This is a genomic window from Aureimonas sp. SA4125, from assembly GCF_019973775.1.
Lineage (GTDB): Bacteria > Pseudomonadota > Alphaproteobacteria > Rhizobiales > Rhizobiaceae > Plantimonas.
The window spans coordinates 841983-866703 of sequence record NZ_AP025032.1 but is presented as its reverse complement, the minus strand read 5'-3'; the positions used below and the strand labels follow the sequence as shown (position 1 = coordinate 866703).

At 66.2% G+C, this 24721-nt stretch carries 19 protein-coding genes, 1 tRNA gene and 1 pseudogene; 5 read left to right on the top strand and 16 right to left on the bottom strand.

Annotated features, from left to right (window positions below):
• Positions 1 to 25: 25 nt before the first annotated feature.
• The 4 genes and pseudogenes from Sa4125_RS03960 to Sa4125_RS03945 form a co-directional block, all read right to left on the bottom strand.
• Positions 26 to 1465 carry a DEAD/DEAH box helicase family protein gene (locus Sa4125_RS03960; RefSeq protein WP_224003872.1) on the bottom strand — a complete coding sequence of 480 codons (1440 nt, stop codon included), beginning with the start codon at positions 1463 to 1465 and terminating at the stop codon, positions 26 to 28.
• Between the two features lie 318 nt (positions 1466 to 1783).
• Entirely contained in the window at positions 1784 to 2443 is a 660-nt protein-coding gene (locus tag Sa4125_RS03955) for an HAD-IA family hydrolase (protein WP_224003870.1), read from the bottom strand.
• 411 nt (positions 2444 to 2854) lie between these two features.
• Positions 2855 to 2929 (bottom strand) — tRNA-Glu (locus tag Sa4125_RS03950).
• Positions 2930 to 3203: 274 nt separating this feature from the next.
• A pseudogene (locus Sa4125_RS03945) lies at positions 3204 to 3329 on the bottom strand (fimbrial protein); the annotation flags it as partial.
• 136 nt (positions 3330 to 3465) lie between these two features.
• On the opposite strand from Sa4125_RS03945, the gene Sa4125_RS03940 reads away from it, so the two are divergent.
• The 3 genes from Sa4125_RS03940 (at position 3466) to Sa4125_RS03930 (ending at position 7076) form a co-directional block, all read left to right on the top strand.
• Positions 3466 to 4491, top strand: a complete 1026-nt coding sequence (locus tag Sa4125_RS03940; protein WP_224007518.1) for an RluA family pseudouridine synthase — start codon at positions 3466 to 3468, stop codon at positions 4489 to 4491.
• A 260-nt stretch (positions 4492 to 4751) separates the two neighbouring features.
• Complete coding sequence (rpoH, locus tag Sa4125_RS03935; RefSeq protein ID WP_224003868.1) at positions 4752 to 5657, top strand: RNA polymerase sigma factor RpoH; 906 nt, start codon at positions 4752 to 4754, stop codon at positions 5655 to 5657.
• A gap of 579 nt (positions 5658 to 6236) precedes the next feature.
• Positions 6237 to 7076: a universal stress protein gene (locus Sa4125_RS03930; RefSeq protein ID WP_224003866.1), complete on the top strand. Its 840-nt coding sequence runs from the start codon at positions 6237 to 6239 to the stop codon at positions 7074 to 7076.
• A 227-nt stretch (positions 7077 to 7303) separates the two neighbouring features.
• Here the strand turns inward: Sa4125_RS03930 and Sa4125_RS03925 are convergent, their stop codons facing one another.
• Entirely contained in the window at positions 7304 to 9340 is a 2037-nt protein-coding gene (locus Sa4125_RS03925) for a hypothetical protein (protein WP_224003864.1), read from the bottom strand.
• A 167-nt stretch (positions 9341 to 9507) separates the two neighbouring features.
• Positions 9508 to 10800 (bottom strand): adenylosuccinate synthase, encoded by a 1293-nt coding sequence (locus Sa4125_RS03920; RefSeq protein ID WP_224003862.1) that lies wholly within the window; start codon positions 10798 to 10800, stop codon positions 9508 to 9510.
• A gap of 253 nt (positions 10801 to 11053) precedes the next feature.
• Between Sa4125_RS03920 and Sa4125_RS03915 the strand changes: the two genes are divergently transcribed.
• A complete protein-coding gene (locus tag Sa4125_RS03915; protein WP_224003860.1) occupies positions 11054 to 11974 on the top strand; it encodes a DMT family transporter in 921 nt (306 codons plus the stop codon).
• Between the two features lie 154 nt (positions 11975 to 12128).
• Here Sa4125_RS03915 and serA read toward each other — a convergent pair whose 3' ends face one another.
• The 8 genes from serA to Sa4125_RS03875 form a co-directional block, all read right to left on the bottom strand.
• A complete protein-coding gene (serA, locus tag Sa4125_RS03910) occupies positions 12129 to 13721 on the bottom strand; it encodes a phosphoglycerate dehydrogenase (protein ID WP_224003858.1) in 1593 nt (530 codons plus the stop codon).
• A gap of 123 nt (positions 13722 to 13844) precedes the next feature.
• A complete protein-coding gene (gene alaE, locus Sa4125_RS03905) occupies positions 13845 to 14297 on the bottom strand; it encodes an L-alanine exporter AlaE (RefSeq protein WP_224003856.1) in 453 nt (150 codons plus the stop codon).
• Positions 14298 to 14328: 31 nt separating this feature from the next.
• Positions 14329 to 15504: a phosphoserine transaminase gene (locus Sa4125_RS03900; protein ID WP_224003854.1), complete on the bottom strand. Its 1176-nt coding sequence runs from the start codon at positions 15502 to 15504 to the stop codon at positions 14329 to 14331.
• A gap of 184 nt (positions 15505 to 15688) precedes the next feature.
• Positions 15689 to 16555: an outer membrane beta-barrel protein gene (locus Sa4125_RS03895; protein ID WP_224003852.1), complete on the bottom strand. Its 867-nt coding sequence runs from the start codon at positions 16553 to 16555 to the stop codon at positions 15689 to 15691.
• A gap of 249 nt (positions 16556 to 16804) precedes the next feature.
• The gene (locus Sa4125_RS03890; protein ID WP_224003850.1) at positions 16805 to 17695 is read right to left on the bottom strand and encodes an outer membrane protein; all 891 of its coding nucleotides are present in this window, start codon (positions 17693 to 17695) and stop codon (positions 16805 to 16807) included.
• 103 nt (positions 17696 to 17798) lie between these two features.
• Positions 17799 to 19148 carry a phosphoglucosamine mutase gene (glmM, locus tag Sa4125_RS03885; RefSeq protein ID WP_224003847.1) on the bottom strand — a complete coding sequence of 450 codons (1350 nt, stop codon included), beginning with the start codon at positions 19146 to 19148 and terminating at the stop codon, positions 17799 to 17801.
• A 183-nt stretch (positions 19149 to 19331) separates the two neighbouring features.
• Positions 19332 to 21263, bottom strand: coding sequence for an ATP-dependent zinc metalloprotease FtsH (gene ftsH, locus Sa4125_RS03880; RefSeq protein ID WP_224003845.1), 1932 nt, complete (start codon positions 21261 to 21263; stop codon positions 19332 to 19334).
• A 127-nt stretch (positions 21264 to 21390) separates the two neighbouring features.
• Positions 21391 to 21762: a hypothetical protein gene (locus Sa4125_RS03875; RefSeq protein WP_224008212.1), complete on the bottom strand. Its 372-nt coding sequence runs from the start codon at positions 21760 to 21762 to the stop codon at positions 21391 to 21393.
• Positions 21763 to 21822: 60 nt separating this feature from the next.
• Here Sa4125_RS03875 and Sa4125_RS24130 point away from each other — a divergent pair, with 60 nt between their 5' ends.
• The gene (locus Sa4125_RS24130; RefSeq protein WP_228748755.1) at positions 21823 to 22794 is read left to right on the top strand and encodes a hypothetical protein; all 972 of its coding nucleotides are present in this window, start codon (positions 21823 to 21825) and stop codon (positions 22792 to 22794) included.
• On the opposite strand, the gene ybgF is transcribed toward Sa4125_RS24130, so the two are convergent.
• Positions 22728 to 23690 carry a tol-pal system protein YbgF gene (gene ybgF / locus Sa4125_RS03865; RefSeq protein WP_224003843.1) on the bottom strand — a complete coding sequence of 321 codons (963 nt, stop codon included), beginning with the start codon at positions 23688 to 23690 and terminating at the stop codon, positions 22728 to 22730. The two genes, Sa4125_RS24130 and ybgF, sit on opposite strands and share 67 nt — an antisense overlap.
• A 254-nt stretch (positions 23691 to 23944) precedes the next feature.
• On the bottom strand, positions 23945 to 24490 hold the full coding sequence (gene pal / locus Sa4125_RS03860; RefSeq protein WP_224003841.1) for a peptidoglycan-associated lipoprotein Pal: 546 nt from the start codon (positions 24488 to 24490) through the stop codon (positions 23945 to 23947).
• Positions 24491 to 24721: the final 231 nt, after the last annotated feature.

Sequence of the window (24721 nt, the reverse complement as noted above, 5' to 3'; positions counted from 1 at the left end):
CGCGCCGGCAAAGCGCCCTCTCCTCTCAGGCCCCCTCCCGCGCCGCTCCGGCTGCCGCGACCGCATCGGCGATGGCGCCGAGAAGGCTGGTGTCGTCGCCGGCGATCCCGTCCATCGCGACCATGCGGCCGATGACGATGGCAGCGATCCTCTCCTCCACCGTCCCTTCGGCATAGGTGTAGTAGATCACCGCCCGCTGACCGTCGCGGTGGCAGCGGCCCTCGATCTGCTGCAGCTGGATGGCGCTGTGGCGCATGTCATGAACCAGCAGCGAGCGCTCGCGGTCGCCGCCGGGCATTTCCCCTCGGTGCAGCGAGATCGATTCGGTGACGGTGAAGACGACGACGTCGAGTTGGCCCGTCTGAAATTCTGTCCGCACGGCCTCGTTGACGTCTCCCGACTGCGTGCCGTTGATCTCGCCCACCGTCCAGCCGCGCCCGCGAAACTTCTCCGCCAGCATGGCGCTGGTTTCTAGGAAAGCGACGGAGACGGCGATCTGCTGGCCGTTGTCGAGGAGATCGCAGCCGAAGTCCGCGGTTCCGGCCGTGCGCACGAGGCTTGCCTTCTGCCGGAAACGCAGGTCCGCGGCCCAGCCAGTGGGCTTGCGGATGCTGCCGCCGGCAAGGCCAAGCTCACGCCGGAACTCGCGCCAGGTCGCCTCGTAGAGCCGCTGGCTCTCGGCGTCGAGCGCCGTCGGCGCCAGTTCCCGCTGCACCTCGGGCCAGCCGGCGATGTGCTCGGGACGACGGCGCAGGCCGATGGCGTTCGCTCCCTTGTAGAGCAGGTCCGACATGACGGCCCGGTCGTCCTCGTTCGGTTCCCAGTGCCAGTTCTGCCAACGCCCGCGGGCGCGGCCGATCTTCAGGCGCTTCATCAACGCCCGGAACTCGTCCATGTCGCCCGACGTGCCGCCGGTGGCGAAGGCCAGAAGCTTGCCGAGATAGGAAAGCTCATGCGGCGACTGGCCGGCGGTGGCGCTCATGTACAGGGTAAAATCCGCCGCGGCGGCGACGCGGCGGCACACCACGCCCTGCTGCGAGGCGGGATTGCGGATGCGATGGCTCTCATCAATCACCACCAGCGGAAAACTGCGCTTCAATGCGCCGGCGCGGGCGAGTTCGTTGTTCTTCGCCCGGGCCGACCGTCGGGTGCTCGCGGGCGGCGGCGCCATCAGCTGCTTTGTCCGCTCGAAATTCATGATGGTGATGCGCTTGTCGGTCGGTGGCGAGCGCTGGATGGTTCGATGCCACTGCGGCATGGCACCCTTCGGGCAGATGATCAGGACCTCGCTCTCGGCCATCGCGCTGATTGCCAGCCAGGCGGACAGCGTCTTGCCGAGCCCGGTGAGATCGCCGAGCAGAAAGCCTGGCCGGCCCGCCCTTCGGGCTGCCAGAATCGCATCCCGCGCCGAGATCTGGTGGTCCCGCGGCACGAAGACGAAATCAGGCTGGTCATTCCGGGTCATCAGTCGCCAGCCCTCATCGTCGCGCCGCTCCTGCCGGGCCTGCGTCAATAGACACCGTGGGCCTCAACGTTCTGTGTGCAGCCGGACGCCCAAAATCGTCACGCCTCTTGAAAGGCGAGACCGGGCTCAAGGCAAAAAAAGGCCCGCCACGGCGAACCGGGCGGGCTGAATTTAGCAAAGTATCTGGGAGGAAACATTTGCATCACGATATAAACATGCTGCACCGCACATAACCAATGCAAATTCCGCATGGCTGCCATGCGATCCTCAGCGGCTATGCAGAGCTTGCCTGATCACGCCGTCCGGTCGTTTCAGAGCTCACATTAACTCCAGCCGGCCTTCCTCCGTGGTGGTCGCAATCAGCCCGCGATAGTCGGCGATCCAGTCCGAACCTTCGAGGAAGGCGGGTGTCAGGACCGTCGCCAGAGCGATCACATGCGCGCCCGCCGCTCGGCCCGCGGCGATTCCCGCTGGCGCATCCTCGAACACGACGCAGTTCCCTGGCGCGAACCCCAACCGGCGCGCCGCCTCGCGGTAGCCCTGCGGATCGGGCTTGCCGACGGTCACATCCTCGGCGGTGACCAGCACCGGTGGCGGTGTCAGGCCAGCTGCGCGCAGTCGGATATCGGCCAGAATGGCATCGGCCGAGGTGACGATGGCCCAGCGGTCGCCTGGAAGCGATCGAAGGAAGTCGGCGGCCCCCTCAACGGCGACGATACCCTCGGTATCCTCGCGCTCCTCCTGATCGAGCCTGGCCGCCTCCGCCTCCGCCGAGAGGCCGGACGGGCAGACTTCCCGCATCGTGTCGATCATCCGGCGCCCGTGCGAGACCGCAAGGATCGCATCGGCGTCAAGGCCGTGAGAATCGGCCCAGCGACGCCAGACCCGCTCGACGACGGCATGCGAGATCAAAAGCGTGCCGTCCATGTCGAACAGCAGGGCATCGGCCGCGAGAGGGCGACGGGGAGGTGATGACAAGGCCAATGTCCTTTCGCAGAGGGTCTGGCGCCGCGACGAACGGCGGAGCAGCTCCTCCTCTTAAGCTTGTGATGGCCGCGGGTGGTGGTGTCCACCCCTCGCGCACACGAAGCGTTGACGAGGCTCGACCCCGCGCCTGCGCGCTGCAGAGGATGGAGAACACCGGAGCGGATGATGGTCGATGCGATGCGCGACAAGGTTTCGCCTGCGATAGGCGCCACGCCCTCGCCGACATGGAGACGCCGCTAGGAAGGGCCTGACGGTCCTCCATGCCAGCCCGTGTGCTGGTGGACGACGATCCCCTTCGGATCTTCCACGTTGAGGCTAGGCCCAACTGCGCCATCGCACTGCAGGCCGCGCCGCGACGGCGTTCGGGCCGCCCGTGCCTGTATTCAGGTTCAGTTGGGAAACTGGTACGCCCAAGGGGAATCGAACCCCTGTTTACGCCGTGAGAGGGCGTCGTCCTAACCGCTAGACGATGGGCGCGTAACCAGTGCGGCCCGATATAGTCGGGGGTTTTGCGGAACGCAAGCCCTTTTCCGAGCTTCGTCGATCCGTTGGTAGGGCGAAGATCAGCCGGTCACGGCGTCGTCAGGCGATAGCGGGCGAGAATCGTGCCGGTGCCGAGGTCGACGCGCAGGAGGTCGGTGCTGGCGCCCTCGAGACGCAGAAGCGCCTCGTCGCCATCGAACGCGATGTCGGCGACCGTGCTGCCGGCGGGCAGCGCGATGGCAAGGTCCGCGCCGGCGATGACGGGGCCTTTCTGGTTGATCTTGTAGACAACGGCGCCGAGCACCGCCATAACGCCGATCAGCATCGTCGCGACCGCCACCGCCAGAAGTCGCACCATCTTCCGGCGCAAGCGCTCGGTGGCCGGGTCGAGCGGCGCGTCGTCGTCATCGTTTACGTCGGCCATCGCCGTCTTCTCCCCGAGCGCACGCGCTCCCGGCGCCTTGTCCAGCGCAAACCATCGTCCGGTCGGTCTTGCGGGGCCCGGACCATCCAGCGTCGCGGAGGCTCCCATCGATACCGGTCCTACAGTCGACGACGACGTCGAGGCAAGCAGCTTCGTCGTCAGCGCGGAAGAAGCGGGGCAGCGGCTCGACCAGTTTCTCGCCGCGCAGTTTCCCGGCGTCCTCTCGCGCAGCCGCCTCCAGGCGCTGATCGAAGCGGGCGAGGTGACGATCGGGGGGACCGTCAGCCGCATCTCCAAGCGCAAGGTCGCTGCCGGAGAGACGGTCGAACTGGTCGTGCCGGAGGCGGTCGACGCCGATCCCCTCCCCGAACACATCCCGCTCGACGTTCTCTACGAGGATGCCTGTCTGATCGTCGTCGACAAGCCGACCGGTCTCGTCGTCCATCCCGGCCCCGGCAACTGGACGGGGACGCTCGTCAACGCCCTCCTCCACCGTTGCGGCGACAGCCTGTCGGGTATCGGCGGGGTGAAGCGGCCGGGCATCGTCCACCGGCTCGACAAGGACACGAGCGGCGTCATGGTCGTCGCCAAGTCCGACATCGCCCACCGGCACCTCGCCGAGCAGTTCGCCGCCCATGGGCGCGACGGCCGGCTGGAGCGCGCCTATCTCGCCATGGTCTGGGGCGTGCCGCTGCGGGCCGCCGGCACCATCGATGCCCCGCTCGGCCGCTCGGGCAGCGACCGGACGAAGCGGACGGTGGTGCCGGCGACCCGTGCGGATGCGCGCGAGGCGATCACGCATTTCCAGGTTCTCGCCCGCAGCGCCGTCGCGGGCGAGGATTTCGCGTCGCTGACCGAGTGCCGGCTCGAGACCGGCCGGACGCATCAGATCCGCGTCCACATGGCGCATGTCGGGCATCCGCTGATCGGCGACGACACCTATGGCGCGGGTTTCGCCACCAAGGTGAAGCGGCTCGAGCCCGAAGCGGCGGCGGTCGTCTCCGCGCTCGGACGGCAGGCGCTGCATGCCCACCGCCTCGGCTTCGAGCATCCCATCACGGGCGAGCCGCTGGCCTTCGAGACGCCGATGCCCCCGGACATGCAGGCGCTGGCCAGGGCCCTCCGGCTGTGACAGCGCCGCACCCCGTGCGACGCCGACGTGATGGGTGGCCGACTTTTCGGACGGCGGATGGGCCCGGGATGAAAGCCCTTGCAATATAGACCGAATGGTATAAAACGGTTGCTCACGGTGTGGTGCATCGCCGCGTGCCCTTTTTCTGACGCGGGAAGCTGCGATGTACCCCCATTCCACATTGCCGGATCGGCCGTGTGCGGTCCGAGCATCGGCCGGCTTCGAGGGAAGCGGCCGACTTTTGAAGGAGGGTGCATTCCATGGCCCAGGCCAGTTTGCCCAGTATCGCGTCCAGCGAAGGCGGCCTCAGCCGCTATCTCGAGGAAATCCGCAAGTTCCCCATGCTGGAACCGCAGGAAGAGTTCATGCTCGCCAAGCGCTACGCCGAGCATGACGACCGCGTTGCGGCGCACAGGCTCGTCACCAGCCATCTCCGGCTCGTCGCCAAGATCGCCATGGGCTATCGCGGCTACGGCCTGCCGATCGGCGAGGTCGTGTCCGAAGGCAATGTCGGCCTGATGCAGGCGGTCAAGCGTTTCGACGCCGATCGCGGCTTCCGGCTGGCGACCTACGCGATGTGGTGGATCAAGGCCTCGATCCAGGAATACATCCTGCGTTCGTGGAGCCTGGTGAAGATGGGCACGACCGCGAACCAGAAGCGGCTGTTCTTCAATCTGCGCAAGATGAAATCCAAGATCCAGGCGCTCGAGGAGGGTGATCTCCGGCCCGATCAGGTGGATCATATCGCGACGCAGCTCGGCGTATCGAACGAGGAAGTGATTTCGATGAACCGCCGCCTTTCCGGCGACGCATCGCTGAACGCCCCGATCCGGGCCGGCGAAGGCGAATCCGGCGAATGGCAGGATTGGCTGGTCGACCAGTCGGAAAGCCAGGAATCCATGCTTGTCGAGCAGGACGAGCTCGACCAGCGCCGTGGCATGCTGCGCCAGGCGATGGACGTCCTCAACGACCGCGAGCGGCGGATCTTTGAGGCCCGCCGCCTGTCGGAGGACCCGCTGACCCTGGAAGCTCTGTCGGACGAGTTCGACATCAGCCGCGAGCGCGTGCGCCAGATCGAGGTGCGCGCCTTCGAGAAGGTGCAGAAAGCGGTCAAGGACACGGCCGAGGCGGCGCAGCGACAGCTGCGGGTGCTCGAAAGCGCCTGACACGGCCGCAAGCATAAGCGCGGCCCCGGATTGGGGCCGCCACGCCGATTATCGCAGGCCAGCGCGGCAGAGACCGGTCGACATGCCGCAGACGGGCGGGTGTCAGAACAACGGGCGCCCTGAGCCTTGGCGATGTCATGTGTGATCCACCGGTGGAGCGTGCGCCCGTGGAGCGTCCCCGGCCAATTCCCGACCGCTGCCCGCGCCTGCTCCGGTCTCGCGATGGTGCGGACCGCGTCCCAGGTCGCGGTCCGCAACCGCCGTCCAATGCCGATCGGTCCCTTGCCGATTTTGATCGGACGCCATTGTCCGCCCTTGATCCAGCACAAACCATGGCTTCGTGCACCTTTAGACGCTCGGCCATCTCATGGGCGGATCGACAGCGATCATGGGGCACGGGATTGCCCTATTTTTCTGCACTATCCATCAGTTTGGTCGCGGCTCGCACGTCTGGTTTGACTTGGGTCAAGTCGGGCAGCGTTCAGGCGTGCTTAGTCATGGTGAAAGCCGCAAGAAGGCCTTTACGAAATCCCCAGGGATTTCCCTGCCTTCCGCAGTGCAGCAAAGAAAGGACCTCCCATGTCGCCCATCCGTCTCGCCTACATGCCCCTGGTCAGCTACCCCGATTCCGCCCCCGACACCGCCGTCGAAGGGGCACTGGCCCTGGCGGAAGCTCTCCGGTGCGAGCTCAGTGCCACGGCCTTCGCCGTCGACATTCCCCACGTCCCACTCCCGGTAGGCAGCATGCTGCTCAACATGCCCGAGTTGAGGCAGATGGCTGAGAAGCACAGCCTGTCGCGGTGCCGCGACCTCGAAGCGTTGCTGAAGGCGAAGGCCGGCCCTGGCATCAATGTCGATTTTTCGATACGGCACGCCGGCATGGGACGGGCGGAATTCGGCGCCGCCTTGGAGGCCCGGTCCTTCGATGTCGTGCTGCTGCCATTGTCCAGCGATGGCAACGCCGTTCGTGACTTCGCGCAGACCGTCGTGTTCGAGGCTGGTCGCCCGTCGATCCTTGTTCCCCCCGGCGCAACGTCGGCCCCGATCACGCACGTGGCCGTCGGCTGGGATGCGAGCCGCGTCGCGGCAAGGTCCCTGGCCGACGCCATGCCCCTCCTCCCCGACGACTGCAAGATCACGGTCATGACCATCGAGGACGACAAGACGCTCCCGGGAAAGGGTCTCGCCGAGGCCCTGGCTGCCTCGCTTCGACGCCGGGGCTACCGTGCCGAGCCGCAGATCGTGACGCTGAACGGCAGAAAGGCGGCAACGGCCTTGCAGGAGACGGCCTTGCTGGCCGGCGCGCAGATGCTGGTGATGGGCGGCTTCGGCCATTCCCGCATCCGCGACTTCATTCTCGGCAGCGCCACCACCGGGGTGTTCAACGACCTGCGTCTGCCGGTCCTGTTGTCGCACTGACGGTCCCCCGGCACGGCGTCATCGATCGAGGCGTTACGCGACGCGTGAGACCGGGTGCCGGGCAGCGCGGGGCTTACCCTTCGCCGAGGCCGGAACTGATCGGCCCGAGGCGGAATGAAACGCCGTCGATGGCGCGGGCATTTGCCATCGACACCGTGCCGCGGCAACAAACGGCCCCGCAGCGATGCGGGGCCGTTGTCGTTCGTGTCAGTCACGGGCGCCGAAACTCAGGTTTTCGCGGCCCAGGCGTCCATTGCCTGCTTGAAGGCGCGGTCGCCCGGAATGCCCTTGTCGATCGAGATCAGCGCCCGCCGCCCGGTTGCATAGGCGATCGGAATGTCGATCCACTCTTCCCTGCCCATCAGGTCGAGATTGCTCTTCGTCGCTTGCTCGAGATTGTTGAGGGCAATGATGAAGAAGCCTTCGGAGATCTGACCGGCGACGCCGATCAGCGGCTCGCCGCGTGCCTCCTCGGTCGGCTTCAGCGCCAGCCGCTGGACGTTGGCAATCTGGCCACCGGCAAAGTTCTCCGGAACCTCGAACATCAGTTCGATGACGTGGCTCGCCGGCAGCGTCGCATCGGCGTTGCGGCGGATGGTCATCGTCAGCTTCAGGTTCCGATCCGGAATATCGGCCACGGCGCGGATCGCCGGTTCCGGCGGCTGTCCCTCGGAAGGCGATTCGTTGACGACGCTCCAGACGACGTTGCCGGCCTGCTGCGAGCCCTGCTCGGTCTCGGTGCGCTCCTCGTAGAAGACAGCCTTCTGGCCGACGGCCAGCGCACCGGAGGCGCTCTCGGGCGGCAAGGCGGCCGTCTGCGTATCCACGGCAGCCGGAGGCGTTGCCTCGACCGGGGCAGTATCCGGCGTCGCAGGCGGAACGACGGGAGAGCCCGGCTCCCCCGGGATCGCAGCCGCATCCGTGGCAGCCGGCGGAATGGCCGGCGCAAGCGTCGAGCTCGTCTCCGGCGGCGACGCCGCTGCGATATTGGTGCCTTCGTCGAAGGCGTTGGCGTCCGGCGTGCCCGGTCCCTCGTCGACCTCGGTGCCGTCGGGCATCAGGCGCTGGGTAAACCGCCGCTTCGGCGACTGGAGCGCAATGCCCTCGGCGGCGTTGTCCGGCGTCAAAGCGGCGATCTCGTCGTTCGCGTCGTCGGGCGTCGCTGCCGGCGGAGCCACCGGTGTCTCGCCAGCGACCGGCGGCGAGGTGGCAACCGGGGGCGTCGTCGCAGGCGTCGCTTGTCCAGCATCCGGAGCCGCCGCGGTCGTGGCTGGCGCAGTGGTGGCGGCGACCTCGGTCGTCTCGCTTGCCGGCGCGTTCAGAAGCGCCTGGATCTCGTTCTGGTAGACATAGGCAAGCGCAGCGCCACCGCCGAGAAGAAGGATCGCAAGACCGGCGAGGATCGGCGTCCGGCTCCGCTCTGCCTTGCCCGGACGGCGACCGTTGGTGTAGCGCGGCGCGGCAATGTCGGCAGCAGGAATGCTGTCGAGGCCAGACTCGGGCTCGGTCCTGTCATAGGTCGGTTGAAGTTTCAGAACGTCGACACCGGGCTCGCGGCGCTCGCCGGGCTTAGCGACAGCAGGCGCGCGCTTCTCGGCCGATGGCGCGGAGGCCTCCTTCTTCGGTCGGGCCGGCACTGGGGAGTCCGATATCGGACGACGGGCGCCATCCTCGGGACGAACCTGGGGCGCGCCGTTGCCGGCTTCGGTGCGGCGGAGCTCGCCGGTCTCGGCGACGGCAACCTTCGGCCAGGCCGGCTTCTGGGCCGGTGCGGACAAGGAGGGCCGCGCAAGCGCGGGACCGGCCGGGCTAGGCACCGGGGGGCGCAGGGGCTCGGACGGTCCCCGATCGGCGCGTGGAGCGTCGACCCGCGGCATTTCCGGACGGCCCGTTTTTGCCTGTTCCAACCGTTCCTGGTCCGACCGACCCCGTTCTGGCTCTGGCCGATCAGGCTGCGTGCGCTCCGGCTGCGGGCGGGGTGGCGACGCCTTGGGCGGCTCCGCAACAGCTTGAACCTCTCGGGCCGTGCCGGATCCGCTTCCGGCGGCATCGAGGTCGAGATAGTGGTCTTCGGTCCTGTCGATGGCGTCGGCCAGCGCCGAGCGGCGGGCCTCGATGACAGACTCCGACAAGGGAGGGCTCGCGGTGGCGATCTGCCGCTCGATCGCCGAACGCGCCTTTTCATAGACCTTCGCCCGGAGGTCCGGGGTGGCCCTTGGCAGGCCGTCGATCGTCTTACGCAGAACCGCGCTCAAATCGGCCATGGATTGCCGTCACTCACTCGTCATGGTGCTCGGTGCACAACGGATTGGGCCGAAGCCAGCGCTGCTGGCTTCGGGACGAAAGGGTCGCCGCCGACGAATGCGGCCAGAGGGAACGGGCGTCGTCCACCCCAAAGGACTATCGCCGGCAGCTTTCGCGAAACGAACCTCTAGTCTTGAAACGGATCGCGAACAAGTATCGTGTCTTCTCTCTCAGGAGAGGTAGACAAAAGAGTGACGGGCGCACCGACAAGTTCCTCGATGTGCCGAACATATTTTACCGCCTGGGCCGGCAGGTCGCTCCAGCGGCGCGCCCCCGCGGTGGTTTCCTTCCACCCCTCCAGCGTCTCGTAGATCGGCTCCAGCCGTTCGGTCGCTCCCAGCGTCGCCGGAAGATAGTCGATCACCTCGCCGTCGAGGCGGTAGCCGACGCAGATCTTCAACTCGTCGAGGCCGTCGAGGACGTCGAGCTTGGTCAGCGCCATGCCGGTCATGCCGTTGATGGCGACGGCCTGACGCACCAGCACGGCGTCGAACCAGCCGCAGCGGCGCTTGCGCCCGGTGACGGTGCCGAATTCATGGCCCTTCTCGCCGAGGAACTGCCCGATCTCGTCGGTCAGCTCGGTCGGAAACGGCCCCTCGCCCACCCGTGTCGTGTAGGCCTTGGTGATGCCGAGCACGAAGCCGACGCTGCCCGGCCCCATGCCGGAGCCGGCGGCGGCCTGGCCGGCGACGGTGTTGGACGAGGTGACGAAGGGATAGGTGCCGTGATCGATGTCGAGCATGGTTCCCTGCGCGCCCTCGAACAGGATCCGGTCGCCGGCCTTTCGCCGCTCGTCGAGCAGCTTCCAGACACGATCGATGTAGGGCGTGATCTCGGCGGCGACCGAAGTCAGTTCGTCCATGATGGTCTCGGCGGCGACTTCGGCGACGCCAAGGCCACGCCGCAGCGGATTGTGATGAGCAAGCAGCCGCTCGACGCGCTCGGGCAGGATATCGGGATCGGCGAGGTCCATGACCCGGATCGCCCGGCGCCCGACCTTGTCCTCATAGGCCGGGCCGATGCCCCGCCGGGTCGTGCCGATCTTCGTGCCGGCGTTCGAGTTTTCGCGGATGGCGTCGAGTTCGCGGTGCAGCGACAGGATCAGCGAGGCATTGTCGGCGATCCGCAGCGACTGCGGCGTGATCGACACGCCCTGGTCGCCGAGTCGCTTCTTCTCGGCGACGAAGGCATGCGGATCGAAGACGACGCCATTGCCGATGATCGACAGCTTGCCCTGGCGCACCACGCCGGACGGCAGCAGCGACAGCTTGTAGGAAACGCCGTCGACGACGAGGGTGTGGCCGGCATTGTGCCCACCCTGGAAGCGCACGACGACGTCGGCGCGTTCCGACAGCCAGTCGACGATCTTGCCCTTCCCCTCGTCTCCCCATTGCGATCCGACGACGACGACGTTGGCCATGCATTCTCCTCGCGGCAGACGCCCATTGCGGCGCCGCCCATTGTCTCTGTGCTCTCGGCCGATTCGGCCGGAAGTCGCCGTGTATCCGGTGGCGGCGCCCGACGAGGGCTCTCGCAAACGATCGGACTATAAGGTCAGTCGCCGCGTGAAGCGAGACGCGTGCCCGCCTTTTAGCCACGATCGATCTGTTTCAAACGGCTTATTTGCCCGCCGCACCCTTTGCGGCAAACGCGCGTCACCGTAAACCCGGCGCATGAAAAAGCTGATCTCCCATCCCTATGCGATGCTCACGCTGGTCGCCCTGATCTGGGGCGCCAATGCCGTGGCCGGAAAGCTCGCCGTCGGGCATGTCTCGCCGATGATGCTGACCCTCTTGCGCTGGATCGTCGCCTGCGCGGTGCTGACGCCCTTCGCCTGGTCCCATGCCCGCCACGACTGGCCGATGATCCGTCCGCGCCTGCCCTTGCTGATCGCGCTCGGCATCTTCGGCTTCAGCGTGTTCAACGCCCTCTTCTACCTCGCCCTGACCTATACGAGCGCGCTGAACGTGGTGATCGAGCAGGCGTCGATGCCGCTCGTCGTCTTCGCGCTGTCGTTCGTCCTGTTCCGGACGGCCGTGACGCGATGGCAGATGATCGGCTTCGTCGTCACGATCACCGGCGTCGCGGTCACGGCGTCGCATGGCGACCTTTCCGCGCTGGCGAGCCTGCAGCTGAACCGCGGCGACGCGCTGATGTTGCTGGCCGTCCTGCTCTATGCGGGATTTACGGTGGGCATCCGCGCCAAACCGCCGATCCACTGGCTCAGCCTCATCTTCGTGCTGTCGCTGTCGGCGCTCGTCAGTTCTGTTCCGCTGGCCGCTGTCGAAGCCGCCTATGGCGGAATGATCCTGCCGGACAGCAGAGGCTGGGCCATCGTCGTCTTCGCCGCCCTCCTTCCGTCGATCGTCTCGCAGTCGCTCTACGTCCGCGCCATCGAGCTGATCGGGGCGAACCGTGCCAATCTCTTCACCAATCTGACGCCGATTTTCGGCGCGATTCTCGCCATTCTCGTCGTTGGCGAGAAGCCATATCCGTACCATGCGGTGGCGCTTGGCCTGGTGCTGGGCGGGATCGTGCTCGCGGAGCGGCGAAGCGCGCGCGAGGAGGTCGAGGCGTCACCAGGCACACTCTGACAGCCCGTCGGCCATCGCTCGAGGGCGCCGCCCCCTGTCGCCTTGGCAAAGTGAGACCCGAAGGACCTGATCTCGTGCGCCGCCCCGCCTCCGGCGGGCAGCGGTCGCGACAGCGCTAGGGAGCCTGCCGCGACCCCTGGAGGTCTGAAAAAGATCAGACGTCGAAGGACAGGAGCTTGGCCTGCCCGATCTTCTTCAGGCCGCGGATTTCCGCCATCACGGCATCGTCCACCGGCTCGTCGAGATAGATCATGGCGATCGCATCGCCGCCCTTGGCATTCCGGCCAAGGTGGAAATTGGCGATGTTGATGTTGTTCTTGCTGCACACGGTGCCGAGCTCGCCGATGACGCCGGGCTCGTCGTGGTTGGTGGTGTAGAGCATGTGGCGCCCGATCTCGGCCTCCATGTTGATGTCCTTGATCTGGATGAAGCGCGGCTTGCCGTCCGAGAAGGACGTGCCGGCGACCGAGCGCGAGAACTTCTCGGTGGTCACGGTCAGCTTGATATAGCCGTCGAAGACGCCCGACTTGTCGCGCCGGACCTCGGAGACGATGATGCCTCGCTCCTTGGCCATCAGCGGCGCCGACACCATGTTCACCGACTGCATCAGCGGCTTCAGGAGACCGGCGAGCGCCGCGCTCGTCAGGGCCCGCGTGTTCATCGCGCCCGGCGCACCGTCATAGACGATCTCGACCGCCTTGATCGGATCTTCCGTGACCTGGCCGACGAAGGAGCCGAGGATTTCGGCCAGCTTGACGAAGGGTGTCAGAAGCGGCGCCTCCTCGGCCGAGATCGACGGCATGTTCAGCGCGTTCTGCACGGCGCCGGAAATCAGGTAGTCCGACATCTGCTCGGCGACCTGCAGCGCGACGTTTTCCTGCGCCTCCTCGGTCGAGGCGCCGAGATGCGGGGTGCAGACGACGTTCTCCAGGCCGAAGAGCGGCGATTCCTTCGCCGGCTCGGTCTCGAACACGTCGACGCCGGCACCGGCGACCTTGCCGGATCTGATCGCCTCGGCGAGATCCTTCTCGACCACGAGACCGCCGCGGGCGCAGTTGATGATGCGCACGCCGTCCTTCATCTGGGCGATCGCCCTGGCATCGATGATGCCCTTCGTCTTGTCGGTCATCGGCGTGTGCAGGGTGATGAAATCGGCACGCTGGAACAGCGTCTCGAGCTCGACCTTCTCGATGCCGAGATGGGCCGCCCGGTCGGCCGAGAGGAAGGGATCGAAGGCGATGACCTTCATCTTCAACCCGACGCCGCGAGTCGCGACGATCGCGCCGATATTGCCGCAGCCGATGATGCCGAGCACCTTGCCGGTGATCTCGACGCCCATGAAGCGGTTCTTCTCCCACTTGCCGGCCTGCGTCGAGACATCGGCCGCCGGCAGCTGCCGGGCGACGGCGAACATCAGCGCGATGGCATGCTCGGCGGTGGTGATCGAATTGCCGAAGGGCGTGTTCATCACGATGATACCCTTCCGCGAGGCCGCCGGAATGTCGACATTGTCGACGCCGATGCCGGCGCGGCCGATCACTTTCAGCTTGGTCGCGGCGGCGATGAGCTTTTCGGTCACCTTGGTGGCGGAGCGGATGGCGAGGCCGTCATACCGGTCGATGACGGCGAGGAGCGCATCCTTGTCCTTGCCGAGATCGGGGAGGTAGTCGACCTCGACGCCGCGATCCTTGAAGATCTGGACGGCAGTGGGGGAAAGCTGGTCGGAAACGAGAACGCGGGGGGTCATGATGTGTCCTATCGATCTGCTGGACGTTGCTGCCAGCTGCAAACGGAGGTGGGTCAGGCCGCGAACGGCCTGCAGGAGGGGATGCGGGGCAGGCCGCGAGCGGCCTGCCGGGATCGGTGGGGATCAGCCGCCGAGGGACATGGGCTTCTGTCCGGGTCCTTCGAGATCGAAGAGCCGGCGCACGAAATCGAGCCAGAGTCCGTAGGGGCGGCCGAGCACCAGCATGAGGGCGGCGAAGCCGAGCGTGCCCAGGACGATCGCCTGTCCCTCGGCGCCGCCCGCGACGATGATGGCGACGTAGATCGGCACCTGGAAGATCAGCAGGGCAGCCGTATCGGCCAGCATGCTCCCCCACCGCGTGGAAGGATCGATCTTTGCCATTAGCCAGCTCCGCCACAGGCCATAGGGCCTCGCCGTCAGCACCATCAGCACAGCACCGATCGACCGGGAGACGAGCACTTCGTCCCAGGTCATGCCGGCGACGAAGCGCTCGTTCAGTCCGCTGGTCAGCGTAAAGAACAGAACGAGCGCCAGCGTGTCGGCAATGAAGGCGCGAACGCCATCCGAGAGCCTCATGATGGTGCCGAGCCCCGGGACGCTCGCCAGCCTACGCCGCCTGTGCCAGCGTCGCCTTCTGCGTCGCATAGGCAAAGGCGAGCCAGGGCATCAGCGCCTCGACATCCGACGTCTCGACGGTCGCACCGCACCAGATGCGAAGGCCGGGCGGCGCATCGCGGTAGGCACCGATGTCGAGAGCGACGCCCTCCTTCTCCAGGAGCGCAACGACGCCCTTGGCGAAGGCCTCCTGCGCGTCGGCGGGGAGCGCGACGATTTCGGGCGCGACGAACTGCAGGCAGACCGAGGTGTTGGAGCGGATTTCCTTCGACGTCGCGAGGAAGCCGAGCCAGGAATTTTCGGCGACGAAGTTTTCGATCACGCCGAGATTGGCATCCGCGCGCGCCTTCAGCCCGTCGAGGCCGCCGACGGTCTTGGCCCAGGCCAGCGCGTCGAGATAGTCCTCGACGCAGAGCATGGACGGCGTGTTGATCGTCTCGCCCTTGAACAGGCCCTCGATCAGCTTGCCGCCGGAGGTCATGCGAAAGATCTTCGGCAGCGGCCAGGCGGGCTTGTAGGTGAGCAGCCGCTCGACGGCGCGCGGGGACAGGATCAGCATGCCGTGCGCCGCCTCGCCGCCGAGCACCTTCTGCCAGGAGAAGGTGACGACATCGAGCTTGTCGTAAGGCAGGTCCTGGGCGAAGGCGGCCGAGGTCGCGTCGCAGATCGTCAGGCCGGCACGGTCGGCCGGGATCGCGTCGCCGTTCGGCAGGCGCACGCCCGATGTGGTGCCGTTCCAGGTGAAGACGACGTCGCGATCGAAATCCACGGTGGCGAAGTCGACGATGTCGCCATAGCCGGCTTCGAGGGTGCGGACATCGGCCAGCTTCAACTGCTTCACCGCATCGGTGACCCAGCCGGCGCCAAACGATTCCCAGGCGACGAGGTCGACGCCGCGGGCGCCGAGCAGCGACCACATGGCCATCTCGACCGCGCCGGTATCCGACGCCGGGACGATGGCGATGCGGTAGTCGGCGGGCACGCCGAGGATCTCGCGCGTCTCGTCGATCGCCTGTTGAAGCTTGGATTTTCCGATCTTGGCGCGATGCGAACGCCCGAGCGCGGCATCTTGGAGCGCGTCGAGCGACCAGCCGGGTCGCTTGGCGCAGGGGCCGGAGGAGAATCGGGGATTTTGCGGACGCAGGTCCGGCTTTGCGGCAGTCGCCATATGGCTATCCTCACAGATAGATTGCATCCCGTTGGGGGGATGTGTCCCATCCATGGGGCTAGGCTTCCCTCGGCTTCGGGTCAAGCGACAATTTTGTATCGGTCGTTTCGCAGCAAGGTCGACACACGACAAGGCCGGCGGGATCGCTCCCGCCGGCCTCGTCGTTTCAGTGTGGCACCAGCGCCTAGAACAGCGAGTAGCGCAGGCCAGCTTGGATGGTGTGGCGATCGAAGCCCTCGTCCTTGCCCTGTGCGCCCGACGCGCCGAAGCCGGCCGTGTAGCTGTCGAAGGCGAACATGTCGCCCTCGTCGACATTGACGTAGCGATAGCCGACGTCGACCTTCAGGCTGCGCGTCAGGTCGTAGGACGCGCCGGCCATCAGGGCGTAGGCGAAGCGCCAGTCGGAAGCACCGGCATGGGTCGCGCTGTAGGCCAGGGCTCCCTCGGCGCCGTCGACGACGCTGTAGGACGAGTTGGTGAAATCGTCGTACTTGACGTGCACGGCACCGACGCCGGCGCCGACATAGGGTGTGAACCCGGCGAAGGTGCCGAGGTCGACATAGGCGTTGGCCATCAGCTCCCAGGCCGAGACCTTCGAGGTGTCCTTGGAGCGGCAGGTCGCGTCGGTGATGGCATTGCCATAGCAGTCGATGCCGAAGCCGCCCTCGTCGGTGCCGCTGACGTCGGCCTTCCAGTAATGCGCGGTCAGGTCGCCACGGAAGTAGTCGGTGAACTGATAGCCGAAACCGACCCCGACATTGGCGCCGGCTTCGATTTCGAAGCCGTCATAGTCCTGGTCGTCATAGATCGGGTCGATCCCGCATCCGCCGGGACAACCGACCGGGCCGAAGGTCCGGTAGCCGGCGTCGAGATCGCTCTTGAAGTCGTAGGAGACGTCGCCGCGCAGGTACCAGCCGGATCCGACCTCGACCGGGACAATCTCCGGAACCTCCTCATAGATCGGCTCGATAATGTCAGCCGCCAAGGAGGCATGGGAGACGGCCACCAGGGCGGCCACGCTCAGCAACAGGGATTTGACAACAGTCTTCATTGCCTTGGCTCTTCCTTCGATGAACATTTTGTCAATGGGCGGAGAATTGCGATCTCGAAAGCACTCTGTGGTAGAAACGTTAAGCAACGATTAACTGTGTCTGTTAACGTTAACATTTTCTCGCGCCCTGTCGCTCTGTGTTGCACGAGGGAGGCACGGCCGCGGCAATGCATTGCCGCACGCCGGCAGCCATGCTTGCCACGACGATCATTTCATCGTGGAGAATGCTCGCTCTTGCTGGGACGAGGCTTACCGGTAAGACGACAATCCGCCGGAATGCGCATCGCCATAGGACGTCGCGCCGAATTCGTAGCGAAGACCGGCCCGCACGGAGTGGAGATTGAGGCCGTCGTCGCGGCCCTGCACGCCGGTCGCCCCAAAGGACGTGTCGGCGGCGTCGTATCCGTAGGCGTCGCCGCCCTCGATGCGGGTATAGCGGTACCCGGCATCGAGTTTCAGCTGTCCGGTGATATCCACGGTCGCGCCGGCCATCAGCGAGGAAGCAAAGCGCCAGCTCGACTGTCCCTCGTGCACGCCCGTATACGGGCAGCTGTAGGGAGCACCGCAGACCTGATCCTCTGTGACGTCCTCGTATTTCACGTGGGCCGCGCCGATGCCGGCTCCGATATAGGGATTGATCCGGCCGAACTGGCCGATGTCGACATAGGCATTGGCCATGGCCGTCCAGACCGAGGCCTTGGTCGATGCCTTCAGGTCGCACGCCGCGTCAAACGGCAGTGCAAGGCCGTTCGGATCGGTCTGCACCATGAAGGGGCAAGGCGTCTCGCCTTCGACATTGGTCCTGAGGAAATCGACCGTCGCGTCCGTGCGCAGCTGATCGGTGAAGCGGTAGCCGATACCGCCGCCAAAGCTCGCGGTGCTGTCGAGGTTGAAGGTGTCGTAGTCATAGGTGTCGTCGATGCCCTCGACACCCGGGAACTGGTTCCAGAAATCCCACTCGCCCGAAGCCTTGCCCTTGAAGACGTAGCCGACATCGCCGCGCAGATACCAACCCGAGGTGGAAACCGGCAGCGGCGCTGGCGCCTCGTAGACCGGCTCGATCAGATCGGCGGCCCGGACGCTGGCCGTCCCCGACAGAAGTGCCGCGACGATCGCAGCCGATACTGAATACCTGGACAATGTCTTGATCCCCGCTGAGGCCCGGCTGCGCACGAGCAACCGTTCAACGAAGACGGTAAAAAAACTTGGTTAATAAACAGTTGAGTTCAGGGGCCGGTTACGTTTAGGCAGCTGCCTGCTTCAATGCACCAATGATGTCGTCGACGACGCTGCCGACAAGAACCGGATCGTCGCCTTCGGCCATGACCCGGATCAGGGGCTCGGTGCCGGACGGGCGAATGACGAGCCGTCCGTGATTGCCGAGACGTGCGCGACCAGAACTGATGGCCGTCTGCACCTGCGTCCTCTCGAGCGGCTCGCCGCCGGAAAAGCGGACGTTCTTCAGAATCTGCGGCACCGGCTCGAACTTGCGGCAGACCTCGGACACGAGGCCACGGGACTTGCGCACCACGGCCAGGATCTGCAGGGCCGAGATCAGCCCATCACCGGTCGTGCCGTAGTCGGACAGGATGATGTGCCCCGACTGCTCGCCGCCGACATTGTAGCCGTGCTCGCGCATGTGCTCGACGACGTGGCGGTCGCCGACCTTGGTCCGGGCGAGCTGCAGGCCGCGGTCGCCGAGGAAGCGTTCGAGGCCGAGATTGGACATGATCGTGGCGACGATGCCCCCGGCGGCCAGACGTCCGTCCTCGGCCCAGGATTCGGCAATGACGGCCATCAGCTGATCGCCGTCGACGATGTCGCCATTCTCGTCGACGATGATGAGGCGGTCGGCGTCGCCGTCGAGAGCGATGCCGATGTCGGCGCGCACTTCCCTGACCTTCGCCGACAATGCAGCGGGGCTGGTCGAGCCGCAATTCAGGTTGATGTTCGTGCCGTTCGGCTCAACACCGATACGGATCACCTCGGCGCCGAGCTCCCACAGGACTTCAGGCGCCACCTTGTAGGCCGCGCCATTCGCGCAATCGATGACGATGCGCAGGCCATCCAGCGTCAGCGTCTTCGGCAAGGTGCGCTTGGCGAATTCGATGTAGCGGTCGCGGCCGCCGTCGTCATAGCGCTTGGCGCGGCCGAGCCGGTCACCCATGACGAGGCGCGAGGACATGTCTTCGCCGACCAGCTGCTCGATCTGCAGCTCCACCTCGTCCGACAGCTTATAGCCGTCGGGCCCGAAAAGCTTGATGCCGTTGTCCTCGAAGGGATTGTGCGAGGCGGAAATCATGACGCCGAGATCGGCTCGCATCGACCGGGTGAGCATGGCGACGGCGGGCGTCGGCATCGGGCCGAGCATCAGAACGTCCATGCCGACCGACGTGAAGCCGGCGCAGAGGGCCGGTTCGATCATGTAGCCGGACAGTCGCGTGTCTTTGCCGATCACCACCCGGTGGCGGTAGTCGCCGCGCCTGAAGGCGATACCGGCCGCCATGCCGACCTTCATCGCGATCTCGGCATTCATCGGATAGGTGTTGGCGGTGCCCCGGATGCCGTCGGTGCCGAAGAATTTTCTGCTCATGGCAATCCCTTGAGAACATCATCTGGCCAGGCCCGAACGGCCCCATAGTGCGCAGAGCATGCCCCAAAAAGTAAAAAAGAATGTCAGCGAGACATCAGATGTCCCCGGCGACGACGCAAAACCCACCGCATAACGAAAAGGCGGCCCGAGCGGGCCGCCTTCGTCACGTCGCGGGATATCCTGTCAGATCGACGGCTGCGGCTCGAGCGGGCTGTCGGGAGCCCCCTTGGGACGCGGCGACGAGCCCGTCTTCGGCACGGCCGAGCCGCGCGAGGGCGGCGTGTCGTCGCCCATGTCGCGGGCGAGCGTCTTGCCGGCGATGAGGTCGCGGACTTCGTCGCCCGACAGCGTCTCGAATTCGAGCAGGCCCTTGGCGACGATGTGCAGTTCGTCGAGATGATCGTTCAGGATCTTGCGCGCCTTGTTCTCGGCCGCTTCGATGATGCCGCGAACCTCGGAGTCGATCATCCGCGAGGTGTCCTCGGACATGTTCTGCTGCTGCGAGACGGAATGCCCGAGGAAGACCTCCTCCTGGTTCTGCCGATAGCGCAGGCGGCCGAGCTTCTCGCTCATGCCGTATTCCATCACCATGGCGCGGGCCATGTTCGTCGCCTGCTGAATGTCGTTGGAGGCGCCGGTGGTCACGTTGTCGAGACCGTAGATGATCTCTTCCGCGGCGCGGCCGCCGAAGATCATGGCGAGGCGCGCCTCCATCTCGTTCTTGCGCATGCCGTACCGGTCACGCTCCGGCAGATTCATGGTGACGCCCAGCGCCCGGCCACGCGGAATGATCGTCACCTTGTGCAGCGGGTCGTTGAAAGGCTCGTGGATGCCGACCAGGGCATGGCCGGCTTCGTGATAGGCGGTCAGCGCCTTCTCGTCCTCGGTCATGGCCATCGAGCGGCGCTCGGCGCCCATCATCACCTTGTCCTTGGCATCCTCGAATTCGAGCATGGTGACGAGGCGCTTGGAACGGCGGGCGGCCATCAGCGCCGCCTCGTTGACGAGGTTGGCAAGATCGGCGCCGGAAAAGCCAGGCGTGCCGCGCGCGATGGTGCGCAGATCGACGTTCGGTGCCAGCGGGACGTTGCGGACATGAACCTTCAGGATCTTCTCGCGGCCGCCGACATCCGGGTTCGAGACCATGACCTGGCGATCGAACCGGCCCGGACGCAGCAGCGCAGGGTCGAGCACGTCGGGACGGTTGGTCGCGGCGATGATGATGATGCCCTCGTTCGGCTCGAAGCCGTCCATTTCGACGAGCAGCTGGTTCAGCGTCTGCTCGCGCTCGTCATTGCCGCCGCCGAGACCGGCGCCGCGATGGCGGCCGACGGCATCGATTTCGTCGATGAAGATGATGCAGGGACTGTTCTTCTTGGCCTGCTCGAACATGTCGCGCACGCGGCTCGCGCCGACGCCGACGAACATCTCGACGAAGTCGGAACCGGAGATCGTGAAGAAGGGCACGTTCGCCTCACCCGCGACCGAGCGAGCGAGCAGCGTCTTGCCGGTACCGGGAGGGCCGACGAGCAGGACGCCGCGCGGGATCTTGCCGCCGAGGCGCTGGAACTTCTGCGGCTCGCGCAGGAATTCGACGATCTCTTCCAGATCCTGCTTGGCCTCGTCCACGCCGGCAACGTCCGCAAAGGTCACGCGACCATGTGCCTCGGTCAGGAGCTTGGCCTTGGACTTGCCAAAACCCATCGCCTTGCCGCCGGCACCACCCTGCATCTGGCGCATCAGGAAGATCCAGACGCCGAGGATGAGGAGGATCGGACCGAAGGACAGGATCATCGACCAGAGCGGATTGGAGTTGTCGCTCGGCGGGCTCGCCGTGATCGAGACGTTCTTGCCCTCGAGGCGCTCGATCAGGTTCGCGTCCTGCGGAGCATAGGTCTGGAAGGGCGTCGAGGCGTCCGTATAGGAGCCGCTGATCTGCTGTCCCTGGATCGTCACGGCGCGAACACGGCCGGCGTCGACATCGCTGAGGAACTTGGAATAGGGAACGCTGGTCGCGCCCTGCGTCTGCGCGCCGTTGGAAAACAGCTGGAATACCGCGACGATCAGCAGACCGATAATCGCCCACAGCGCAATATTGCGAAAATTCTGGTTCATTTGAGGTCCTGACATCCGCGTCGTGGGCAATTGGAATATTGCCGCAACGGCTAGAGCGAAGATAGGTGCATGCTCACGGCTTGCCAACTGCATCGGGCGCATTTGCGGCGATTTGCGCACCCACCGGTTAACCCCCGGTGGCGGCATGGCGGCCGCATCCCCCCTGCGCTCCCGGCATGTCCGTGGGAAGATCGGCAAAAAGACGCCAGGACAGGCGCTCCCGAATCACCAGATCGTGCAGGCCGGGCCCGAGTTTGCGGTGAAGACAGGCGGGCGCCGCAACCGGCCGGCCCGCGACATCGATCGCGACGGGCAGCGTCCGCTCGGTCGCGTTGCCGAGACCGAGACGGCCCAGCGGCACCAGCGATACGGCTGCCTCGTCAGCCCTGCCCACAGCGCTCAAGACCGTGAACCGGCTGTCGAAGACGGTCGGGCCGCCGGGGACGATCGCGGCGGGTGGCGGCCCGGCGCGACCATATTCGCGCGCAAAGACCAGCATCTGCGTTCCGGCAACGCTTGCGCCGCCGAGCGTCGCCGCGACAGGGCGTCCGATGCCGCCTTGAAGCCTTTCGAGCAGGCGCGCCGTCGCGCCATGGGCTGGCGGATAGTCGCCGGCGCCGACGACGCGCAGGACGCGACCGACGAGGTCGATCGCCGTCTCGCCGCCGATATCGGCAAGTGCGCTGCGATCGAGACGGAGCGTTCCGAGCGGGCAAAGAGAGAACTGCCCACTCGCCTGCAGGCGGGCCAAAGCCGCGGCGAGCCGTTGGTCGGCCGCATCGCGCGTCGCGGCATGACCGGCAATCGCCTGGAGGACGGCGGCCCGGTCGAAACCCCTCTCGGCAAGGACATGGCGCAGGCGGGCACGGTCGAAGCGGGGATCGCGATTGCTCGGATCGTCGACGGGGTCGAGGCCGCACACGGCAGCCTTCAGCGCCGCGCCGGGGATATCGAGAAAGGGGCGCAGCAGGACGAGCCCCGGCGCCAGGGCGCGCTCAGCCCGCATTCCGGCAAGACCGCGATTGCCGGCCTGCCTGGCGGCGGCCAGAAAATGCGTCTCGATCTGGTCGTCCTGGTGATGGCCGGTCATGACCGCCGCGGCACCCACTTCCCGCGCGGCCTCGGCAAGAAGCGCATATCGTCCCGCGCGCGCCCTGCCCTGGAGATTTCCCCCAGGATTGGCACCGGTCCAGCGGCGAACGAGGTGGGGGAGACCGAGGTCGGCCGCGGCCTTTCCGACGGCCAGGGCTTCCGCCGACGATTCTGGGCGAAGGGCGTGATCGATCGTGACGACGTGGAAGGCGAGATCGGCTCGGCGGGCGCCGAGGGTCGCGGCTGCCCGCATCAGCGCCAGCGAGTCCGGCCCGCCGGAAACGGCAAGAACGACCCCCTGCGGTCCCGGGCCCAGAAGCGACAGACTTCGCCGCAGAGAGCCGTCGAGGCGGGCGGCGGCGGAGCCAAGCGTCAGCAGTTGCTGGCGGCCGCTTCCGCCTGCAGCTTCTTCTTCACGTTGGCGCTCATCTGCGGATAGCGCTTGGCGACTTCCTTGAAGGTGACGCAGGCCGTGTCGCGGTTGTCGAGCTTGGCGAGCGACATGCCGAGCTTCAGCATCATCTCCGGCGCCTTCGGGCTCTTCGGGTGGGTCTTCTGCGCGGTCAGGAAGACCTCGGCGGCATCGGTGTATTTCGCCTGCTGGAACAGACTTTCGCCGAGCCAGTACTGGGCATCCGGGGCATCCGCCGCATCGGGATAGGTGTCGGCATACTGGCGGAAGGCGTTCTCGGCGAGATTGTAGTCGCCGGCGAGCATGTAATTGTAGGCAAGGCCGTAGAGTTCGCCCTCGCTGCCGGGCTTGATCGAGGCGACGGTGGTCGACCCGGCCGCCGGTGCCGCCGGAGGCGTTGCCCCCGATGTGCCAAGGCCGGTGGTGTCGAGACCCCCGCTGAGGAGACCGCCGATCTCGTCGCCGCTGCCGGCGGTGGGCGCGGAGGTCGAGGCCACCGTGTCGGAAGCGGCCGGAGCAGTGGAGGGCAGTCCAGCGGTGGCGGTGGGTGCCGCGGCAGGGGCCGGTGCGGCCTCGGTCCTCTTTTCGCCTTTTCCTTCCAAATCCTGGAAACGGAACTCGTTGTCCTCCTGCGTCTTGCGCAGCTGTTCCTGCAGCTGCAGCACCTGGAAGGACAGTTCCTCGAGCTTGCCGTTCAGCCGGCGGTTGTCCTCTTCCAGCTGGTTGATGCGCTGCACCGGATCGCTCGCCTGGGCGTAAAGCACCGGTGCGTCGACGCGTGCGGCAGGGGCGGCTGGAGCTGCGCGATGGGGCGCGGACATCGTGCCGAAGTCGAGGGGCAGCTTCAGGGCGTGGGCCGGAAGGGCGGCCGTCATCAGGACCGCCGCAGTCGCCATGAAGCGGGTCAGGGTCAGCATCGTCATGGGCAATTCGTCCTCTCTCGTCCGCCACCGAGGGCCTCTGCGCCCTCTCCTTACGCGGGCGGACGCTCGCAGGCCAGCATGGGCAATGCAGTGCGGCCAAAGTGTGCCCCGTTGCATTCCTGCCGCAGATCCCTGCTGCAGATCCCTGCTGCAGATCCCTGCTGCAGATCCGGCACGCGATATTGAGCCCCGGCAAACGAAAGCGGCCCCGAAGGGCCGCCGGCATCATTCGATGAGGAGCGTGGTTAAGCCGGTCAGCTGCCGGCGCCGTTGAGGACGGTGACGGCGCGGCGGTTCTGCGACCAGCAGGAGATGTCGTCGCAGACGGCGACCGGACGTTCCTTGCCGTAGGAGATGGTGCGCATGCGGGCCGCTGCGACGCCCTGACGGGTGAGGAAATCGCGGGTTGCCGAAGCGCGGCGCGCGCCGAGCGCAAGGTTGTACTCGCGGGTTCCGCGCTCGTCGGCATGGCCCTCGACGGTGATCGAATACTGCGAATACTGGTTCAGCCAGCGCGCCTGGGCCGTCAGGGTCTGCTGCGCATCGGCGCGGACGACCGAGGAGTCGGTGTCGAAGAAGATGCGGTCGCCGACATTGACGGTGAAGTCCTGGCTGGTGCCCGGTGCGGCAGAACCACCGACGCCGCCGGCGCCACCCAAGCCACCGTTGGCGCCGTTGAGGCCGAGGCCGTTCGCGTTGTCCGGCAGGCCGCCGTTCTTCTTGGCGCAACCGGCCAGGGCGAGGGCCGCCATCAGGGCGAGTGCGATGCGGCTATGGGCCAATACGGCGATCCGGCTCATGGCCAGCTCCTTCAAATCAGATGAATTCGTGTTGGAAGACGTTTACCCTAATCGACCTTAAAGCGAAGTAAACGCTCGGAAACCATCGCTGATGCAGCACGAGGCCAGGGCAATGGCTGGACAGGGTTTGAGTCGAGACGAAGGCGGTTCTCGTGGGGACCGCCTCCGTCGTCTGGGATGCCGTTTTTCCCTGCCGGGTTGTTGCAGCGGGGCAACGCCGTCCTGGGATCT

What these genes read in the sequence shown, in the direction of transcription:
- rpoH (WP_224003868.1), top strand. Translation starts at nt 4,752, where the DNA reads ATGGCCCAGGCCAGTTTGCCCAGTATCGCGTCCAGCGAAGGCGGCCTC.
- Sa4125_RS03875 (WP_224008212.1), bottom strand. Translation starts at nt 21,762, where the DNA reads ATGCTGGTCTTTGCGCGCGAATATGGTCGCGCCGGGCCGCCACCCGCC.
- Sa4125_RS03960 (WP_224003872.1), bottom strand. Translation starts at nt 1,465, where the DNA reads ATGACCCGGAATGACCAGCCTGATTTCGTCTTCGTGCCGCGGGACCAC.
- serA (WP_224003858.1), bottom strand. Translation starts at nt 13,721, where the DNA reads ATGACCCCCCGCGTTCTCGTTTCCGACCAGCTTTCCCCCACTGCCGTC.
- ybgF (WP_224003843.1), bottom strand. Translation starts at nt 23,690, where the DNA reads ATGACGATGCTGACCCTGACCCGCTTCATGGCGACTGCGGCGGTCCTG.
- Sa4125_RS03915 (WP_224003860.1), top strand. Translation starts at nt 11,054, where the DNA reads ATGAAAAAGCTGATCTCCCATCCCTATGCGATGCTCACGCTGGTCGCC.
- Sa4125_RS03920 (WP_224003862.1), bottom strand. Translation starts at nt 10,800, where the DNA reads ATGGCCAACGTCGTCGTCGTCGGATCGCAATGGGGAGACGAGGGGAAG.
- Sa4125_RS03925 (WP_224003864.1), bottom strand. Translation starts at nt 9,340, where the DNA reads ATGGCCGATTTGAGCGCGGTTCTGCGTAAGACGATCGACGGCCTGCCA.
- alaE (WP_224003856.1), bottom strand. Translation starts at nt 14,297, where the DNA reads ATGAGGCTCTCGGATGGCGTTCGCGCCTTCATTGCCGACACGCTGGCG.
- Sa4125_RS03900 (WP_224003854.1), bottom strand. Translation starts at nt 15,504, where the DNA reads ATGGCGACTGCCGCAAAGCCGGACCTGCGTCCGCAAAATCCCCGATTC.
- Sa4125_RS03930 (WP_224003866.1), top strand. Translation starts at nt 6,237, where the DNA reads ATGTCGCCCATCCGTCTCGCCTACATGCCCCTGGTCAGCTACCCCGAT.
- glmM (WP_224003847.1), bottom strand. Translation starts at nt 19,148, where the DNA reads ATGAGCAGAAAATTCTTCGGCACCGACGGCATCCGGGGCACCGCCAAC.
- pal (WP_224003841.1), bottom strand. Translation starts at nt 24,490, where the DNA reads ATGAGCCGGATCGCCGTATTGGCCCATAGCCGCATCGCACTCGCCCTG.
- ftsH (WP_224003845.1), bottom strand. Translation starts at nt 21,263, where the DNA reads ATGAACCAGAATTTTCGCAATATTGCGCTGTGGGCGATTATCGGTCTG.
- Sa4125_RS03895 (WP_224003852.1), bottom strand. Translation starts at nt 16,555, where the DNA reads ATGAAGACTGTTGTCAAATCCCTGTTGCTGAGCGTGGCCGCCCTGGTG.